Source organism: Williamsia herbipolensis (assembly GCF_000964005.1).
GTDB classification, from domain to species: domain Bacteria; phylum Actinomycetota; class Actinomycetes; order Mycobacteriales; family Mycobacteriaceae; genus Williamsia_A; species Williamsia_A herbipolensis.
On sequence record NZ_JXYP01000009.1, the window covers coordinates 28854 to 47931 of the forward strand.

A 19078-nucleotide genomic window follows, 5' to 3' on the forward strand; every position below is an offset into this window, starting at 1 on the left:
ATCACCGGGCCCGCTGGGTTTCGAGCCGCTCTCGTAGTACTTGTCTGTTGAGTCGTAACGGACAGCCGATGTGCACGAACTCCTCACCGTGATACGTATCACGGTGAGGAGTTCGGCCCGCTCACTGCGTTCCCGGCGCCGGGTGGGGAGTTCGGCCAGAGAAGAGGCTCAGCCTCGCAGGGTGCCCGTGAGGTGCGGGTAGCCCTTGCTGCGGTTGAGGACGGACACGTCCCAGCCGCCCTCGGTCGTGTCGACGTAGCCGTTGACCTTCGCCGGGAGCAGGATCGGCTTGCCGAACTTCGCCTCGTAGGTCACCTCGTCGGGGAGGTAGGCCTCCACGTTGGCGAGCACGGCGGCCGCGGTCCACATGCCGTGGGCGATGGCCCGCGGGAACCCGAACGCCTTCGCGGTCAGGTTCGCCATGTGGATCGGGTTGCGGTCACCGCTCGCCGCGGCGTACGAGCGGATGCGCCCGAGATCCACGGCCAGCGTCACGTCGGGCGCCGGGGGACGGTGGTCCTTCGGCGGCGTCGACTTCGGTCCGCCCGACAGCGACGTGCGCTGCTGCTTGAGCAAGGTCGAGGTCTGCTCAGTGACCAGCTCGCTGCCGACGCTGATGCGGCTCACGATGTCGACGAGCATGCCCTTGCGGTGCTCACGGAGATTCTCGGCGTGCGTGGCGATGCTCAACGGCTCACCCAGCGCGATCCGGCGAACGCGTCGGATGCGGTTCTCGAGGTGCACCGATCCGACGGCGCCGAACGGGAACGCCGGGGCGACCATCGTCTGCATCATCAGCGGGAACTGTGCGACGAACGGGTAGGTGAGCGGGAGGTGCTCACCGAACTGCTGCCCGGTCGCGGCGCAATACTGACGCACCTTCTCGGCATCGGTCTTGAGCGCCGACACCGTGTAGACGGTGTCGGGCAGGGTGGCGTCGGGACGAATCGAACCGCCCTTGCCGATACCGGGCAGCATGCCCAGCACCGCGCTGCGGTAGACGTCGGCGGTCGCCGGGAGCGACTTCAGTGCAACGGTGTTGGCCATGTCAGGCGCCCAGCAGAGCCTGGCCGCACACGCGGACCACGTTGCCGGTGACAGCGGACGACGCCGGGTTGGCGAAGTAGGCGACGGTCTCGGCGACGTCGACGGTCTGACCGCCCTGCTGTAGCGAGCTCATGAGACGACCGGCCTCACGGGTGGCCAGCGGGATCGCGGCGGTCATGGCGGTCTCGATGAATCCGGGCGCCACCGCGTTGATGGTGATGCCCTTCTCGGCGAGGACCGGCGCGTAGGCGTCGACGAGGCCGACGACACCGGCCTTCGAGGTGCCGTAGTTGGTCTGGCCGCGGTTGCCCGCGATACCGGCGATCGACGAGACGTCGATGACGGCACCGCCGGACTTCAGCGCGTCGGCGGCGACGAGGTCGTCGACAAGCTTCTGCGGTGCGATGAGGTTGACGGCGATGACCGAATCCCAGCGTCCCGCATCCATGTTCGCGAGCAGCTTGTCGCGGGTGATGCCGGCGTTGTTGACGATGATGTCGAGGCCGCCGTGGCGCTCCTTGACGTGCTCGGCCAGCTTGGTGCCGGCGTCATCGGCGGTGACGTCGATGGGGAACGCGGTGCCGTTGACCTTGTTGGCGGTCTTCGACAGCGCCTCACCGGCGGCCGGGATGTCGGCCACGATGACGTGCGCGCCATCACGGGCGAGGACCTCGGCGATGGTGGCGCCGATGCCGCGCGCGGCGCCGGTCACGACCGCGACCTTGCCCTCGAGCGGCTTGTCCCAGTTCGCGGGGGCGGTGGCCTCGTCGGTGCCGACGCGGATCACCTGGGCGTCGACGAAGGTGGACTTCGCCGACAGGATGAAGCGCAGCGTCGACTCGAGACCCGACAGGCCGGTCGAGGCGCCGGGCGCGACGTAGACGAGCTGCGCGGTCGACCCCTTGAGGAGCTCCTTGCCGAGCGAACGCGTGAAGCCCTCGAGCGCGCGCTGGGCGACCCGCTCGTTGGGATCGGTGATCAGCTCCGGGGTGGTGCCGATGACGATGAACCGCGCGCAGGGCGTCACCGAGCGCATCACGGGGTTGAAGAACTCGTAGATCTCCTTGAGGTCCTTCGGCGAGGTGATGCCTGTCGCGTCGAGGACCACGCCACCGAACTTGTCGGCCGACTTGCCGGTGGTGTTGTTGCTGATGACCTCGTAGTCGGGCGTCGAGAGCATCTCGCGCAGGGGCTCGATCAGACGTCCCGAACCACCGAGCAGCACCGGACCGGTGAGCGCCGGGTCCGACGGCTTGTAGCGACGCAGCGGCGGCGGGACCGGCAGACCGGCCTGCTTGGCGAGGAACGCGCCGGGAAGAGAGTGAACGAACTGCGAGTACAGGCCGGTGTTTGCCACGTCATGACTCCTTGTTGGTTTGGTTTTCCCCACCCCACCCTGCGTGTGCGCATTGGCACCCGGCGGGGTTCGACAAGTAACTTACTCGCGAGTAAGAATACGCTATAGCTTCCAACCGACACCCGGGGAGATCCGCAGTGGCAACAGCAGCAAAATCCAAGACCAGCGCCGCCAAGGCGAAGACCGTGCGGCCCGTCGCGATCGTCGGCGGCAACCGCATCCCGTTCGCGCGGCAGAACAAGGCCTACGCCAAGGCCAGCAACCAGGACATGTTCACCGCGGCCCTCGACGGCCTGGTCAGCCGGTTCAGCCTGCAGGGTGAGCGCCTCGGTCTCGTCGCCGGCGGTGCCGTTCTCAAGCACTCGCGCGACTTCAACCTGATCCGCGAGTCGGTGCTCGGCTCCTCGCTGTCGCCCTACACCCCGGCCATCGACGTCCAGCACGCCTGCGGCACCGGTCTCTCCGCGGTGTCCCTGGTCGCCGACGGCATCGCGACCGGCAAGTTCGACGCCGGCATCGGCGGCGGCGTCGACACCACCTCCGACGCCCCCATCGCCGTGTCCGAGCCGCTGCGCCAGGCCCTGCTGGAGGTGAACCGCGCCAAGAGCACTGCCGACCGCGTGAAGGGTGTGCTCGCGCTGCTGCCCAAGCTCGGCATCACGATCCCCCAGAACGGTGAGCCGCGTACCGGCATGTCGATGGGCGAGCACGCCGCCATCACCGCCAAGGAGTTCGGCATCAAGCGCGCCGATCAGGATGCGCTGGCCGCCGCGAGCCACCAGAACATGGCCAAGGCCTACGACGAGGGCTTCTTCGACGACCTCATCACGCCCTTCCTCGGTCTGACCCGCGACGAGAACCTCCGCGCCGACAGCACCGTGGAGAAGCTCGCGAAGCTCAAGCCGGTCTTCGGTGTCGGCCTCGGCGACGCGACCATGACCGCGGGCAACTCGACCCCGCTCACCGACGGCGCCTCGGCCGTCCTGCTCGCCTCCGACGACTGGGCCGCGGACAAGAAGCTCCCCGTCCTCGCGCACCTCGTCGACGTCGAGACCGCCGCGGTCGACTACGTCAACGGCCCCGACGGCTTGCTGATGGCCCCGACCTACGCCATCCCGCGTCTGCTCGAGCGCAACGGCCTCACCCTGCAGGACTTCGACTTCTACGAGATCCACGAGGCGTTCGCCTCGGTCGTGCTCTGCACCCTCGCGGCGCTCGAGTCCGACGAGTACTGCAAGGGCCGGCTCGGACTCGACGCCGCCCTGGGCTCGATCGACCGCAGCAAGCTCAACGTGAAGGGTTCCTCGCTCGCCGCGGGCCACCCCTTCGCCGCGACCGGCGGCCGCATCGTCGCCCACACCGCGAAGATGCTCCACGCCAACGGCGGCGGCCGCGCACTCATCTCGATCTGCGCCGCCGGCGGTCAGGGCGTCACCGCGATCGTCGAGGCCTGATCGTCCCGCACGAATAATCGCAGGTCACCGGGCCGGGAAAAATTCTTTTCGGTTTGTGTAACGCCCGGCCCGGTGCCCTCGATATCCCACATAGCTTCGGCTGAGCTGCCAGACCCCCGACCCGGCAGCTCGGCCGAAGTTTTTTTTGTGCCCCGTGGCGCCGAAACGGACTTAGGTTAGCCTTACAGTCATGGGAACAGTGTTCGGCGCGGTCGTCGCCATCTCCGACCCCGCCCCGCGTATCCGTCGCCTCGTGTTCGACGTGCCGTTGCTCGCCGATCTCGGACTGCCCGGCGACGGCGACGACGCGGTCGGGATCTACTTCCCCGAACCCGGGAAGGCCGCACCGCCGGCGATGGAGTGCCGCGACGGCGTCTGGGCCTACTTCGATCCCGACACCGCCCCGCACGGCCGCAACTACTCGATCCGCACCGCCGGTCCCGGGCCACGCCAGATCACCGTCGACGTCGTGCTCCACGAGCGGGGGATCGCCAGCGACTTCGCCCGGTCGGCGTCGATCGGCGACCAGGTCGTCCTTGCCCACGCCCGCAGCTGGTACCACCCCGACCCCGCCGCGCAGTGGCAGCTTCTCGTCGCCGACCTGTCCGGTCTGCCCGCCCTCGCGCGGATCATCGAGGAGTGGCCCGGTGACACTCCGGGGATCGCGATCGTCGAGGTCGCCGACGAGGCCGACCTGGCCTACCTGCCGTCGCATCCCGACGTCACCCTCATCACCTCGGTCGGCACCGGCAACGGCTACGCCGCCGGCGCGCTGGCCGACCGCATCCGCTCCCTCGAGCACCCTGCGGGACGCGGCTACTGCTGGTTCGCCGCCGAGGCATCGGAATCGCGCGCGGTACGCAAACACCTGCGCCGCGACCACCACTGGGCGCGCGAGCAGTACGACATCATCGGCTACTGGCGGTTCGACTCCGAGACCTGGGACAAGAAGTTCGAGTCGATGAGCGACGAACTGGTCGCGGTGTACTCGCAGGCACTCGCCGACGGCAAGGGCGACAAGATCGCCTCCGAGGAGTTCGATCTCGCGCTCGAACGCGTCGGCCTCTAGCCCCGCGTGGTCGCCACGTTCGACCCTCCCGATCTGACCGCCGAGGGGGTCGCGCCGCCGGACGCCGCCCTGACCCGCAGGCGCTGGATCGGTCTCCTCGTCGTCGTCGCGAGCCTGGTCGTGATGGTCATCGCCAGCCTCGCGATCGGCACCCAGTGGGTCGGTTTGGGGACCGTCTGGCGGTCGGTGGTCGACTACACCGACACCGGCGACGAATGGATCGTGCACGACCTGCGCATCCCCCGAACGGTGCTGGGCATCGTGGTGGGTCTCTGCCTCGGACTGTGCGGCGCGCTCATCCAGGGGATCACCCGCAACCCGCTGGCCGACACCCAGATCCTCGGGATCAATTCCGGCGCAGGTCTGTTCGTCGTCTCGGCCATCGCATTCGGCGGTCTCACCTCGCTGATGTCCTACATCTGGTTCGCGTTTCTCGGAGCCCTGGTGGCCATGGTGTTCGTGTTCCTCGTCGGTATGACCGGCCGCACCGACGCCACGCCGGTGCGCGTCCTGCTCGCCGGTGTCGCGATCGGTGCGGTGATGGACGGGATCGGCTACACCATCCGCCTCCGCAACCCGCGCGCGTTCGACAAGCTCCGCTTCTGGGACGCCGGCGCGTTCGACGGCCGACCGCTGTCCGTGGTGTGGGCGATCCTGCCGTTCGTCGTCGTCGGGGTGCTGCTGGCGATCCATGTCAGTCGTTCGCTGAACGCGGTCGCCCTCGGTGACGACCTTGCGGCGGCCATGGGCGGCAACGTGATCCGCACCCGCGTGCTCGGGCTCGTCGCGGTGACCCTGCTCGCCGGGTCGGCCACCGCCGCCGCCGGCCCGATCGGCTTCGTGGGACTGATGGTCCCGCACGCGGTGCGCTGGTTCACCGGTCCCGACTGGCGGTGGATCTGCGCGTACTGCATCGTCGCGGCCCCGTCGTTGATGCTGGCCGCCGACATCGTCGGCCGCGTCGTCGTCGCGCCGGGTGAACTCCCGGTCGGGATCGTCACCGCGTTTCTCGGCGCGCCGGTGCTGATCTGGCTCATCCGTCGATCGAACGCGACCGGCCTGTGACGTCGCCGATCGTGTCTCGGCAGGGGCGTTCGACGCCGCGTCCCGAGTCGGGCGACGACATCGACTTCGGGCACCGCCAGCTCGTCCTGCGACGCGGCCGGCACGTGTCGATACGTGCGTCGGTCCGGACCGTCGTCGCGCTGTCGGTGCTGGCGGTCGGCAGTGTCGTGCTCGCCGTGTTCGCTCTCGGCATCGGCGAATACCCCGTCTCGCCGATGGACGTCGTACGCGTCGTCACCGGCCAGGACTCGTCCTTCACCCGTGTCGTCGTGCTCGAGTTCCGGATGCCGCGCATCCTGCTGGCCCTGGTGATCGGTGCGGCGCTGGGGGTCTCGGGCGCGATCTTCCAGGCCCTGACCCGCAACCCCCTGGGCAGCCCCGACGTCATCGGGTTCACCACCGGCGCCTACACCGGCGCGCTGGTCGCGATCGCGGCGTTCGGCGGCGGCTACTACCTGACCGCACTCGGGGCCACGATCGGCGGACTCCTCACCGCACTCGTCGTGTACCTGCTGGCCTACCGCAACGGCATCGCCGGGTTCCGATTGATCATCGTGGGCATCGCGATCGGTGCGGCCCTCAGCTCGGTGAACCAGTGGATCGTCATCCGCATCAAGCTGGCGCAGGCGGTGACCGCGTCGATCTGGAACCAGGGCACGCTCAACGGACTCGACTGGGATCAGCTGTATCCGGTGCTGGTGTGCGTGGTGGTAGCCGTCGCCGCGTTGCTCGCGATGGGGCCACAGCTGCCGATCATGCAGATGGGCGACGACGCCGCGGGCGCGTTGGGCGTGCGGCCCGAACGGGCACGCGTCGGGTTCTTCGTGATCGGTGTCGTGCTCGTGGCGGTGGCCGCCGCGGCCGCCGGACCCATCTCCTTCGTGGCCCTCGCCGCCCCGCAGCTCGCGCGCCGGCTGACCGGGGCGCCGGGGGTCAGCCTCGTCTCGGCCGGGGTCATGGGCGCGTTCCTCCTCCTGCTCAGCGATCTCGTCGCCCAGAAGATCGTCGCCCCGGCGCAACTGCCGGTCGGCGCGGTGACGGTGTCGGTGGGCGGTCTCTACCTCGTGTATCTGCTCGTCGTCCAGGCCAGGAGGGCCCGTTGACCGACATCACCCTGGGAGCCCGGGACCTGTCCCTCGGCTACGGCACCGATCTGATCGTCGACGGGCTCTCCGTCGACATCGTCCCCGGCGCGATCACCGCGATCGTCGGACCCAACGCCTGCGGGAAGTCGACGCTGCTGCGCGGGTTGGCCCGCCTGCTGCGCCCCGCGGGTGGACAGGTCGTCCTCGACGGCGCCGACATCGCCTCGCTCAACACGAAGGACGTCGCCCGCAAGCTGGGTCTGTTGCCGCAGTCGTCGATCGCGCCAGAGGGCATCACCGTTGCCGATCTCGTCGCCCGCGGACGTTTCCCTCATCAGAAGCTCTTCCGGCAGTACTCCCGCGACGACCAGGCCGCAGTGCGGGACGCGCTCGCCGCCACCGGCATCACGTCCATCGCCGGGCGGCCGGTCGATGCGCTGTCGGGCGGCCAGCGCCAACGGGTCTGGGTCGCGATGGTGCTCGCGCAGCAGACCCCGCTGATCCTGCTCGACGAGCCGACGACCTTCCTCGACATCGCCCACCAGATCGAACTGCTCGATCTGTTCGGTGACCTCAACGCCGAGGCCGACCGCACCGTCGTCGCCGTCCTGCACGACCTCAACCACGCCTGCCGCTTCGCCCACCACGTCATCGCGATGAAGGCGGGATCGATCGTGGCGCAGGGTGATCCGTCCGAGGTGATCACCGCCGAGCTGGTCGAGGAGGTCTACGGACTGCGGTGTCGCATCATCGACGATCCCGAGACCGGGACGCCGCTGGTGATCCCCCGTGCCTCGCGCCGGACGACGTGAGCAGCCGGGATGACGCGCGCACGCCTGCCGTCTGGTTGGCTCACCTGGTACGAGCGAGGCGCGCGACGCATCACGCGGGCCGGGAGAGGCGGGTGGCGAAGGGTGGTCGGGTGCGTGTGAGCGGCGGTGCGGTCCTCCGGCGCACCGTCACACGCAACGCACGGTGGCTGGTGGGCGGATCGACGCTCATCGCGGGGTGGCAGCTGTGTGAGGTGTCGGTGCCGATCCTCATCGGCGTCATCGTCGACCGCGCGGTGTCGACGGGATCGTTTGCCGCGATCGGCTTCTGGATCGCGGTGCTGGCGGCGCTGTTCGTCGTGCTGACCACGCTCTATCGCCTCGGGGCCCGGCAACTGATGTTCGGTATCGCCCGCGAATCGCACCTGCTGCGCGACGAGCTCAGCGCCCGTGCGCTCGACCGCGACGGCATCGCCGCACCGGCGGGCCGGGCCGAGGCGTTCTCGGCGGGGGAGTTGCTGTCCATCTCGACCACCGACGCCGACAACACCTCCTACGTCATCGATTACGTCCCCAGGGTCGTCAGCGCGGTGGTCGGCACCCTCGCGTGCGGCATCGTCCTGCTGTCCATCGATCTGATCCTCGGAGCGCTCGTCCTCATCGGGATCCCGCTGGTGGTGCTCGGCCTCCAGGTCACCGCCCCGATGATCGCCCGACGCGTCGAGGCGCAGCAGGACGAGGTGGGACGCACCTCCGGCATGGCCACCGACCTCGTCAGCGGATTGCGACCGCTGCAGGGCATCGGTGCGACCGGTGCCGCCGCCGACCGCTACCGGCGATCGAGTCGCGCATCGCTCTCGGCGTCGTTGCGCGCAGCCCGTATCCAGAGCGCACACGCGGGTGCCGCGGCCGCCGCGGGCGCGCTGGCGGCCATGGGTGTCGCGGTGGTCGCGGTGTACTTCGCGCTCTCGGGCGACATCGGCGTCGGCGCACTCATCACCGTCATCGGTCTGGCGCAGTACCTCATCGACCCTTTCGCGGTGCTGGCGATCGTCCCCAGCTGGGTGGCCGAGGCCCGGGCGAGCGCCAACCGGGTCGCGCAGGTCCTCTCGGCTCCGTCACTGCGTGCCGACCCGCCGACGGGCCCGCCGCAACCGGAGGTCTCACAGGACGCACGCCGTGCCGCGGTGACCGTGCGGTGTGGTGCGCATGACGTGCTCCCGGGGTTCCGACTCGACGTCGCCGCAGGCGAATTCGTCGCCGTGGTCGCGCCGGCGGCGCGCGATGCGGTGGCGCTGATCGATCTGCTGGCCGGCGCCCCGGGTGTCCCGGCCGGCACGGTCGCCGTCGGCGGCAGATTGCTCGAGGACATCCCGCGTGGCACCCGCAGCGCCGCCATCGTGGTCGAACACCACGACACCCACCTGTTCACCGGGACACTGGGCAGCAACATCCTGTGGGGCGCGGCGACGGGCCAAGACCGGGCCGAGGGCCGATCGGCCGATACGGTCTCGGCGCTGGCCGCGTCGGCGGCCGACGAGGTGATCGCGTTGTATCCGAACGGATTCGATCATCCGGTCACCGAACGCGGGGCCAGCCTCTCGGGTGGGCAGCGACAGCGGCTCGCCCTGGCCCGGGCGCTCATCGCCTCGCCGGAGGTGCTGGTCCTGCACGATCCGACGACCGCGGTGGACGCGGTCACCGAGCAGGAGATCGCCGACGGTCTGCGGACCGTGCGCGGTGAGAAAGGCCGGACCACCATCGTCGTCACCAGCAGTCCCGCGCTGCTCGCGACGGCCGACCGGGTGGTCCTGGTCGTCGACGGCGCCGTCATGGCCGAGGGATCCCACGCCGATCTCGTCCGCGCGCGGACCGACTATAGAGAGTGGGTGTCGCGATGACCATCCCGGACGTCGCACCGATCCTCCCGGTGTCACGCTCGCGTCGGACGGCGGCGTGGATGCGTGCCGACCTGGCACGCCGACCCGGCACCGTCGTCGTCACGCTGCTGGTCGGGGTGATCGCGGCCGCGGCAGCGGTGGTCCCCATCTATCTTCTCGGTGTCCTCGTCGACCGCGTCCGCGACGATGCCGACGCAGGCGCGATCTGGCCGCTCGCCACGGCGATCGGCGTCACCGCGCTGGTCGCCGGCGTGGGCACCGGTTTCTCGACCTATCTGGTGACCAAGCTCGGCGAGGTGCTGTTGGCCGATCTCCGCGAGTCGGTCCTGCGGCGGGCCCTGACCCTCCCGGCCACCACCATCGACGAGTCCGGTCGCGGCGACCTGCTGTCGCGGGTGGGCGCCGATGTCGGTGCGATCGGCAAGGCGGTCTCGCAGGTGCTGCCCACCGTGATCAACGGTGCCTTCCTCGGCGTCCTCAGCCTCGTCGGGATGCTCGGCCTCGACTGGAGGTTGGGTCTCGCCGGTGCGCTGGCCCTTCCGGCCTACGTGGTCGCGGTGCGCTGGTACCTCCCCCGCTCGGCACCGATGTACCGCGACGAGCGGGTGGCGATCGCCGCACGCGGCCAGGTCATGGTCGAGTCACTGCAGGGCCTCCCGACCATCGACGCCTACGAACGCCACGACCATCACGTCGAGGCGATCAGCACCGCATCGGCTCGCGCCCGGGACATCTCGATCGCGGTGTTCGCCCAGTTCACGCGATTCAGCGGACGGATCAACCGCGCGGAGTTCATCGGACTGGCGGCGATCCTGGTCGTCGGGTTCGCACTCGTGCGCGAGGGGGAGGTGACCGTCGGCGCGGTGACGGCCGCGGCGCTGCTGTTCCAACGACTGTTCAACCCGGTCGGCATGGTGATGTTCAGCTTCGACGAGGTGCAGGCGGCCGGAGCCAGCCTGTCGCGACTCGTCGGCATCCTCGACATCACCGCCGGCCCCGAAACCACGCCCGGCCCCGACAAACCAGAGGCGACATCATCGACGCCCGTCGGTGCCGAGGTCGAGGTCCGCGACGTGCACCACGCGTACCACCCCGACCGTCCGGTGCTGCGCGGGGTGTCGTTGCGCATCCCCGAGGGCACACGTACCGCGCTTGTCGGGTCCACCGGTGCCGGCAAGACCACCCTGGCCGCCGTCATCTCCGGGATGCTCACGCCCGGTGCGGGTTCGGCGCTCATCGGTGGGGTCGCGGTGACCGGCATCGATCCCGACCGCCTCCGCGACCACGTGGCGACGGTGACGCAGGAGGTCCACGTCTTCGCCGGACCGCTCATCGACGACCTGCGACTGGCGGCGCCCGAGGCGACGCGGGAGCGGGTCCTCGCGGCACTCGGTGCCGTGGGTGCCCGGGACTGGGTGGATGCGCTGCCCGACGGCGTCGACACCCGGGTCGGGGAGGGTGGGATCGCGCTGACCGCGGCGCAGGCACAACACATCGCGCTGGCGCGCCTGGTGCTGCGCGATCCCCGGGTGGTGGTGCTCGACGAGGCGACGGCCGAGGCGGGTAGCGCCAGCGCCCGCAGCCTCGAGGACGCCGCCCTCGCGGCCACCGACGGCCGGACCACACTCGTCGTGGCGCACCGACTCACCCAGGCCGCGACGGCCGACGCGATCGCGGTGATGGAGCACGGCCAGATCGTCCAGTTCGGCTCTCACACCCAGTTGTTGGCCGATGACGCCGGTCGGTACGCGCAGTTGTGGCGGGCATGGGAGACCGACGGCACCGGTCGGTGATCGTCGGTCAGGCGCCGGCGAGGTCGGCGACCGGCTTGCCCGTGAGCGCGTTCGACAGCTGAGGGACGACGACGTCGATCGCGTACAGCAGTGCGTCGGGACCGCTGTAGGACAGCGCTCCGGCCAACGGTGAATCGAACTGCGTGTAGAGCGTGCGGTCCTCGCGCACCACGTTCAGGCGCGTGAACGCCGGCGACGACGCGAGCTGCGATCTGGTGGCTCCCTCGACGAACAGCACGTCGCGGTCGAGCAACCCGAGCTTCTCCTCCGACACGTCGCCCACGGTGTCCTGGGCACCGAACCCGAGTGCGTCGAACAGGGCGCGTCGGGGGTCGTTGGCGCCGAGAAGGTAGTGGCCGCCGTTCTCGGGGCCGTAGTCGACGACGAGGGTCTTGCCCGCGAACTCGGGATGGGCGGCTTTCGCCGCGTCGATCTCGCCGGTCACCTTCGTCACCAGGGCGTGCGCCTGGGCCTCGCGGCCGAGAGCCTTTCCGGTGGTCAGCAACTGGACGTTCCAGGGCGTCTCCTCGTCCTTGTACTCGGCGGACTGGATGACGGTCGGCGCGATCTGGGAGAGCCGGTCGTAGGTCTTGCGGTCGATGGTCTCGTAGATGGCGAGGATCAGGTCGGGCTTCGCCGTGGCGATCTCCTCGTAGTTGATGCTGTCGCCCTGCATCGCCGGGACGCCCCTGCCGCCGGTCTGCGCCTGCACCCACGGGAGTGTGTCGTAGCTGTCGAAGAAGGCGCGGGTCGTCACCGGCACCACACCGAGCGCCAGGGTGAAGTCCTGGTCGTTGTATCCGACGGTCACAACACGTTTCGGGTCGGCGGGCACCTTCGTCTCGCCGAACTTGTGCGCGATCGTGACGGTCGGTCCGGATGCCGTGGTGTCGGAGCCGCTGCCGCAGGCCGACAGTGTGGCGACACCGACGAGACCGGCGACGATCAGGGCGAGTACGCGACGACCACGTGGGGAGTTCAGGTTCATGGGCGTCACTTTAGGTTATGGTTACCTAACTCCGACCAATCGGGCACCCTGAGCGGTCCTGCGACTGCGTCGGCGCATGATGGAGTGATGGCCCTGCCCTCCCACGGTCGCTTCGACCACTCCGCCATCGGCGACCGACCGCAGTTCGACTGGCCGGGCGGTGCGCGCCTGGCCGTCTACGTCGCCGTCAACTGCGAACACTTCGCCTACGACTCCGGCTCGCCGGGGCTCGGCTACACGCCGGACATGGATCAGCCGAACACCTACAACTGGGCGTGGCGCGAATACGGCAACCGCGTCGGCGCATTCCGTCTCGCGGACACCCTGCGCCGCACCGGTATCCGACCCACACTGCTGGTCAACACCGAGGTGTACGAGCACGCGCCCGAGGTGATCGCCGCCTTTCGCGCCCTCGACGCCGACGTCGTCGCCCACGGTCGCACCAACTCGACCCAACCCAACGCGCTGACCCGCGATGCCGAACGCGCCGAGATCGACGCGGTGTACCGGGCCATCGAGTCCCACGAGGGTCGTCCGCCGCGGGGCTGGATGAGTCCGGGCGCGAACCCGAGCCGCGTCACCGAGGACCTGTTGGCGGAGAGGGGTTTCACCTACACCCTCGACTGGCCGGTCGACGACCAACCCGTGTGGTTGAAGACCGACGCGGGGCCGCTGCTGAGCGTGCCCTATCCGCAGGAGGTGAACGACCTACCGGTGTTCGTCCACCACCACGCCACGGCCGAGACCTTCGAGCGCATGATCGTCGACTCGTTCGACGAACTGCTCGAGAACGCACGAGCGCAGCCGGTGGTGCTGTCGATCTCGACGCACACGTTCCTCACCGGACAGCCCTACCGGCTGCGGCGCTTTCGGGCGGCGCTCGAGCACATGACGTCGCACGCCGACGGCGTGTGGTTCACGACCGCCGGCGACATCGCCGACCACTATCGCGGACTGTTCCCGCCGGACTGAACGCTCGCGGTCAGGGGATCGGGAGATCGTGGACTCTCTCGGCGGCCGTGCGTTCGGCCTCGGTCAAGGCCGACAGGTCGACAGGCATGGTGCGCTGAAAGCGGTGGTGTACCGGACACCACTGGATCCGGGCGCCGTTCGCCCTGATGGCCTTGAACGACACCAGCGGGATCCAGATCGACGAGTAGAGCCCACCCTTGTCGCACCGTACGATTGTTCGTTCCATGCAGACGATCATTCGCCTGCCGAACGATCAGCGCAAGGCAGTCAGATCCCGTACAGCCGTTCCCAATTGGTCGTACTGGTCAATTCGGGCATCGCCGATCGGTACTGCTCGGCCACGGCCGGCGCCTCGCGCCGGAACCGCAGCGACAACCGCACGAGGCGATCGGTCATCTCCCGGGCGAGGTCGCGACGGTAGCGCCGCTCGCGACACCCGTGCTGCGAGGCGTCGGTGACGAAGACGTGATCGAACTGCCCGACATGCCACCAGGCGGCGTCCTCGAACGACACCGCCACCGGGCCGCCGATCAACCGGCCGCGCGCGTGGGCCGCCGCGCGCTTGGCGAGCACGGCGTTCTCCCACCCCGGCTTCGGCGGCGGAGCGGCCCGACGGATCGGGACCGACGCAGGCACCGCGGTCATCGGCGTGATCACGGTCTCGGCGAACCGCTTGCGTTCGGCATTGATCTCGGCGAGTGCCGCCGCGCCGCCGTCGTCGAGAACCGAAGGGCCGTCGAGGAAGTCGTTCAGCGCGCGCAGCTGGGTGTACGCCAGGCCGTACTGCAGGCTCACGATCGACTTCACGATGTCGCGGCCGAGTTCTTTGATGACCGCCTCCGCGGCGAACCCGGGTTCGAGCGCGGCGGTGATGAGGCCGTTGCGGGTCGCGAAGTAGTGCGCGAAGCCGTCGACGTCCTTCCAGTAGAAGTCGGCGTGCCAGACCCCGGCGCCGGGCAGGGTCACCGTCGGGATACCCGACCGCGCCGCGCGCAGACCGTATTCGACGTCGTCCCACTGGAAGAACACCGGCAGTGGCATCCCGATCCGTGCCACGACCTCGGCGGGGATGAGGCACGTCCACCAGCCGTTGTACTGCGCGTCGATGCGGCGGTCGGTGATCTTCTTGAGCATGTCCTTGTTCTGCTGCGCGTACTTGTCACCCGCGACGCCGCGGCGCAGGGTGACGAGATCGACGCGTTCGGCCGACGCCAGCAGATAGGTCGGGTTGTGCAGGAACAACATCTGCGCCCCGACGATCGCCGGTGACTCGGTCATCGACGCGAACGCGCCGAGGCGCAGCACGGTCTCCGGCTCGCACAGGATGTCGTCGTCCATGAGGATCACGTCGCCCTGCGGGTTGCGCCGCACCGCCTCGAGCAGTCCGCGGCTGAAACCGCCTGCGCCTCCGAGGTTCCCCTGCTGGATGTAGTGCAGCTTGTCGCCGAACCGGGGGCGTACCTCCGCGAACAGCGGGTGTTCGTCGACGGTGTCGCTGCCCTGGTCGACCACCCAGACGCCGTCGACCGCCGCCATGGCCTGATCGTCGGACGCCAGCGCCGCAACCGTCTCCGCGCACTGCGGGACGCGGTTGTGAGTGCAGATGGCGACCGACACGGGACGCTGTGGGCCGACCGCGATCACCGACCACTCGACCGCGTCGACGCGGGCCGCGCCGTCGATCGCCTCGAAGCTCAGCCACATCGCGCCGCCGTCGGCGAAGACGTTGAGCGGCGCGTCCATCGTGATGACCTGGGGGCCGTCGACGGCCGGGTCGGTCAGCTCGACGGCGTCGACGATGCGGTGGTGGCTGCCGATGTCCGACGCCATCAGCACGGCCCGGAAATGTGCCGACGCGTGGACCCGCAGGCTCACGGTGACCGTCGAGGCGGTCGTCCAGCGCTGCCAGTAGCTGGCGGGAAAGCGGCCGAAGAACGTGTTCATGTCGGCGCGGGCGCCGCGCTGCAGGTGCAGGGTCGAGCGCGTCTGATCGCCGCTGCCGTGGCGGACCACCGCATAGAGGGCGGCGTTGGCGACGGGGGTGGTGCCCGCGAACAGCCCGCGGGCGACGACCCGCCGCCCGTCGGGCGTCTCGGTGCCGGGCTCGTCGTGGACCGGTCGGGGCGCCGTGTCAGGGGAGGTCACCGTGGCAGACTATCGCGAACCCCCGAGCGGGCAGTGGCGTCGCCGGTGGGGCAGTGTTGTCGCCATGAGCGACCAGCACAACCGCGCCCGGATCGGTGTCATCGGGGGAACGGGCTTCTACTCCTTCTTCGATTCCGACGCCGAGCAGATCGAGATCGACACCCCCTTCGGCGCGCCCAGCGCGCCGGTGTCGGTGGGCACCGTCGACGGTGTCGACGTCGCGTTCGTCCCCCGACACGGTCTGCGCCACGAGTACCCGCCCCACCGCGTGCCCTACCGCGCGACGATGTGGGCGCTGCGATCGCTCGGCGTGCGCCAGGTGCTCGCGCCGTGCGCCGTGGGAAGCCTCGTCGCCGAGATCGGACCCGGGGCGGTGGTCGTCCCCGACCAACTCGTCGACCGCACCTCGGGACGTGAGCAGACGTTCTTCGACACCGACGCCGTGCACGTCAGCTTCGCCGACCCGTACTGCCCGCAGCTGCGGGCCGCGGCGCACGAGGCCGCGGTCGCCGTGCCCGCGAAGCCGCCGGTGGTCGACGGTGGAACGATGGCGATCGTGGAGGGGCCGCGCTTCTCGACCCGCGCGGAGAGCCAGTGGTTCGCGCGGCAGGGCTGGACCCTGGTCAACATGACCGGCCACCCCGAGGCCGTCCTCGCCCGGGAACTCCAGATGTGTTACGCCCCAATCGCTCTCGTCACCGACTACGACGCCGGTGTCAACGCAGGGGAGGGCGTGTCGGAGGCCGACGTGTACGCCGTCTTCGAACGCAGCCTCGCCATGCTGAAGGGGTTGCTGACCCACGCCGTCGCCCTCGTCGACGCCGAGGGTGAGTGTGACTGCGCCGCAGGCGGACACGACCTCGCAGCACTGCTGCCGGGCCTGTCATGAGTCGGGTCCTGCTCACCGGCGCCGCCGGGTTCATCGGTTCGCACATCCGTCGCCAGCTGCTCGAGCGCGGCCACGACGTGGTCGCCGTCGACGGCATGATCCCGGCCGCGCACGGCCCCGACGCACAGGCGCCCGACGGCGTGCAGGTCTCCAATCTCCGCACGGCCGACATCGATTCGATGCTCGACGGCGTCGACGTGGTGTGCCACCAGGCCGCGATGGTGGGCGCCGGGGTCGACGCCCGCGACGCCCCGGACTACGCCGCCGACAACGATCTCGTGACGGCCCGACTGCTCGCCGCGATGTACCGCGGGGGCTGTGCGCGCCTGGTGCTGGCGTCGTCGATGGTGGTCTACGGCGACGGCACCTACACCGACGCGGTGGGCGCCGCCGTCGACCCGCCGGCCCGCACGACCGAGGCGCTGGAGGCCGGACACTTCGAGCGTTACCTCGCCGACGGCACCCCGGCGCAGTGGGCGTTGACCCCGGAGAGTGCGCCGATCGCGCCGCGCAGCTACTACGCCGCGAGCAAGGCCGCGCAGGAGGCATTCGCCAAGGCCTGGACGCTGGAGACCGGCGGCTCGGTCACCGCTCTGCGCTACCACAACGTCTACGGCCCGCACATGCCGCGCGACACCCCGTACGCCGGTGTCGCCGCGATCTTCCGGTCGCAGCTGGAGAACGGTCAGGCGCCGACGGTGTTCGAGGACGGCGGTCAGATGCGCGACTTCATCCACGTCGACGACATCGCCCGCGCCAACGTCGCCGCGATCGAGAACACGCCGCCCGGGTTCGATGCGTTCAACGTCTGCTCGGGACACCCCATCACCATCGGTGAGGTCGCCCACGAGCTGTGCCGCTCGATCGACGGCCCCGAGCCGGTCACCACCGGACGGTTCCGACCCGGCGACGTCCGGCACATCGTCGCCGACCCGGCGCACGCCCGCGAGACCCTCGGGTTCACCGCCCAGATCACCCCGGCCGACGGGATCCGCGAGTTCGCGACCGCACCCCTGCGGGACTGAGCCGGCCCCTCCTCACCAGTGGGTGCGGACGATGCTGTTGATGAGCAGTGCCGTGAGGATCTGGGCGGCGAGCCAGAACCGCTGTTGGCGCGGTGGGAGCAGCGCGGTGGTGGTGAGGATCCAGGCGCCGAACGGGAGCCAGATGCGTTCGGTCTCGGCCTTGCTCAGCCCGCTGAGGTCGGCGAGCGCCATCGCGAGCAGCCCGGCGAGGCCGAGGATCACGACGGCTTCGCGGCGGGCGATGGGTCGCCGTCGTAGGGCGCGGCCGAGGCCGACCACGGCCGCGGGGCCGACCGCACACATCGACGCCGCGAAGTTCGCCCACACCCAGTAGGAGTACGGACGCTTGCTCGCGATGCCCTGGTAGTAGCGCTCGTAGACGAGGTGGTAGCCGTCGAGCCACCAGAATCCCGCGACGGCGAAGACCGCCACGACGATCAGGGCGGCGGGGATCGCCCACAGGAGCGGCCGCCACGCGCGCGCCACGATCAGCGTCGCGACGGCGATGACCCCCATCAGCGTGAGTCCGTAGTTGCAGAAGATGCCGAAGGCCAGCAGCAGACCGGCCCCGATGCCCGCGAACGCGCGGATCCGCGCGCGGTCGGTGGTCGCCGACACCGCCAGCAACGCGATCCCCCACGCGACGACGCCCATGAAGTAGCCGTCGGCCGACACCCCGATCCATACCGCGCCCGGGGTGACCGCGGCGAACGGTGCGAGGCGTCGGGCGGTGGTCTCGTCGGCGAGGCAGCGCACCGCGATGCAGAGCGCCATCACCGCGCTGGTGCCGACCACGATGCAGAAGACCCCCGCCCGGGTGCCGGTGCCCAGGCCCACCCGGTCGAGCAGCACGAAGCTCAACAGAGCCCCCACGGGATGTCCGGAGACATGGGTGGGCCACGAGTTCGGTTGGAAGTCGAGGATCCGCGAGTCGAACGAGGAGATCAGGCGGCCGATGTCGGTCACGCCGCGTGCGGTGGGGAGGTACTCGTCGGGTCGGTCGAGCTGGGTGGAGATGCCGCGGGTCCACCCGTCGATGAGGGCCAGGCTCAGGGTCCACGCGATGCCCACGATCCACGTGACCGCCAGCAGGGCCCGCCAGCGCAGCGTGCGCGCGATCCAGGGGCCGAACGCGATCACCAGCAGCCCGATCGCCACCGCGACGGCGGTGCTGTAGTTGCCGTGCGGCTCCACCCCACCGAACAGCGGCGGCGCGAGCACGAAGATGTTGAGTTTGAGTTCCGGCGAACCGTAGAACGGGACGAGTATCGACGTGAGCAGCAGCGCGGCCGCGGCGAGGATGGCGGCGGTGTCGCGGAACCACCTCGGCCGTCCGGCGGGTGATGCACCCCGCGGCAACTCCTCGCGAATGTCCGTTTCGTCGCTCTGTGTGGCCGTCACGGTTCCAATCTAGGCATCGAGCGCCTCGATTCGGCCACGACGGCACCGCAGCGAGGTGTGCGGTGGTCACGTTATGGTTCGACCATGGTCTTTTCGCGGCGCGACACCGGTCCGAGC

16 protein-coding genes are annotated in these 19078 nt (G+C 69.8%); 10 read left to right on the forward strand and 6 right to left on the reverse strand.

All coding sequences use genetic code 11. The features are described 5' to 3' along the window. Positions 1-168: 168 nt before the first annotated feature. Together TU34_RS02680 and TU34_RS02685 are read right to left on the reverse strand one after the other, a co-directional pair. Positions 169-1047 (reverse strand): MaoC/PaaZ C-terminal domain-containing protein, encoded by an 879-nt coding sequence (locus TU34_RS02680; RefSeq protein ID WP_045821311.1) that lies wholly within the window; start codon positions 1045-1047, stop codon positions 169-171. Between the two features lies 1 nt (position 1048). Then, on the reverse strand, positions 1049-2404 hold the full coding sequence (locus TU34_RS02685; protein WP_082079775.1) for a 3-oxoacyl-ACP reductase: 1356 nt from the start codon (positions 2402-2404) through the stop codon (positions 1049-1051). A 137-nt stretch (positions 2405-2541) separates the two neighbouring features. Between TU34_RS02685 and TU34_RS02690 the strand changes: the two genes are divergently transcribed. From TU34_RS02690 to TU34_RS02720, 7 genes are all read left to right on the forward strand, one after another. Continuing rightward, a complete protein-coding gene (locus TU34_RS02690) occupies positions 2542-3858 on the forward strand; it encodes an acetyl-CoA C-acetyltransferase (protein WP_045821313.1) in 1317 nt (438 codons plus the stop codon). Between the two features lie 190 nt (positions 3859-4048). After that, on the forward strand, positions 4049-4927 hold the full coding sequence (locus TU34_RS02695; protein WP_045821314.1) for a siderophore-interacting protein: 879 nt from the start codon (positions 4049-4051) through the stop codon (positions 4925-4927). Positions 4928-4933: 6 nt separating this feature from the next. Continuing rightward, the gene (locus TU34_RS02700; protein WP_408068661.1) at positions 4934-5992 is read left to right on the forward strand and encodes a FecCD family ABC transporter permease; all 1059 of its coding nucleotides are present in this window, start codon (positions 4934-4936) and stop codon (positions 5990-5992) included. Positions 5993-6003: 11 nt separating this feature from the next. Next, on the forward strand, positions 6004-7095 hold the full coding sequence (locus tag TU34_RS02705; RefSeq protein WP_238981139.1) for a FecCD family ABC transporter permease: 1092 nt from the start codon (positions 6004-6006) through the stop codon (positions 7093-7095). After that, the gene (locus TU34_RS02710; protein ID WP_045821315.1) at positions 7092-7889 is read left to right on the forward strand and encodes an ABC transporter ATP-binding protein; all 798 of its coding nucleotides are present in this window, start codon (positions 7092-7094) and stop codon (positions 7887-7889) included. The genes TU34_RS02705 and TU34_RS02710 overlap by 4 nt, the downstream gene beginning before the upstream one ends. A gap of 110 nt (positions 7890-7999) precedes the next feature. Next, on the forward strand, positions 8000-9748 hold the full coding sequence (locus tag TU34_RS02715) for an ABC transporter ATP-binding protein (RefSeq protein WP_045821374.1): 1749 nt from the start codon (positions 8000-8002) through the stop codon (positions 9746-9748). Next, positions 9745-11541: an ABC transporter ATP-binding protein gene (locus TU34_RS02720; protein ID WP_045821375.1), complete on the forward strand. Its 1797-nt coding sequence runs from the start codon at positions 9745-9747 to the stop codon at positions 11539-11541. The genes TU34_RS02715 and TU34_RS02720 overlap by 4 nt, the downstream gene beginning before the upstream one ends. A 7-nt stretch (positions 11542-11548) precedes the next feature. On the opposite strand, the gene TU34_RS02725 is transcribed toward TU34_RS02720, so the two are convergent. After that, positions 11549-12529, reverse strand: coding sequence for an ABC transporter substrate-binding protein (locus TU34_RS02725; protein ID WP_045821316.1), 981 nt, complete (start codon positions 12527-12529; stop codon positions 11549-11551). A gap of 87 nt (positions 12530-12616) precedes the next feature. Here TU34_RS02725 and TU34_RS02730 point away from each other — a divergent pair, with 87 nt between their 5' ends. Beyond that, positions 12617-13501, forward strand: coding sequence for a polysaccharide deacetylase family protein (locus TU34_RS02730; protein WP_045821317.1), 885 nt, complete (start codon positions 12617-12619; stop codon positions 13499-13501). 10 nt (positions 13502-13511) lie between these two features. On the opposite strand, the gene TU34_RS02735 is transcribed toward TU34_RS02730, so the two are convergent. Further along, positions 13512-13727, reverse strand: a complete 216-nt coding sequence (locus TU34_RS02735; RefSeq protein WP_238981140.1) for a hypothetical protein — start codon at positions 13725-13727, stop codon at positions 13512-13514. Positions 13728-13768: 41 nt separating this feature from the next. After that, complete coding sequence (locus TU34_RS02740; protein WP_045821319.1) at positions 13769-15646, reverse strand: glycosyltransferase; 1878 nt, start codon at positions 15644-15646, stop codon at positions 13769-13771. Between the two features lie 64 nt (positions 15647-15710). Between TU34_RS02740 and TU34_RS02745 the strand changes: the two genes are divergently transcribed. Both TU34_RS02745 and TU34_RS02750 read left to right on the forward strand, forming a co-directional pair. After that, the gene (locus tag TU34_RS02745; RefSeq protein WP_045821376.1) at positions 15711-16535 is read left to right on the forward strand and encodes an S-methyl-5'-thioadenosine phosphorylase; all 825 of its coding nucleotides are present in this window, start codon (positions 15711-15713) and stop codon (positions 16533-16535) included. Beyond that, a complete protein-coding gene (locus TU34_RS02750) occupies positions 16532-17560 on the forward strand; it encodes an NAD-dependent epimerase/dehydratase family protein (protein WP_045821320.1) in 1029 nt (342 codons plus the stop codon). The genes TU34_RS02745 and TU34_RS02750 overlap by 4 nt, the downstream gene beginning before the upstream one ends. 12 nt (positions 17561-17572) lie before the next feature. Here TU34_RS02750 and TU34_RS02755 read toward each other — a convergent pair whose 3' ends face one another. Beyond that, the gene (locus TU34_RS02755; protein WP_238981141.1) at positions 17573-18961 is read right to left on the reverse strand and encodes a hypothetical protein; all 1389 of its coding nucleotides are present in this window, start codon (positions 18959-18961) and stop codon (positions 17573-17575) included. Positions 18962-19078: the final 117 nt, after the last annotated feature.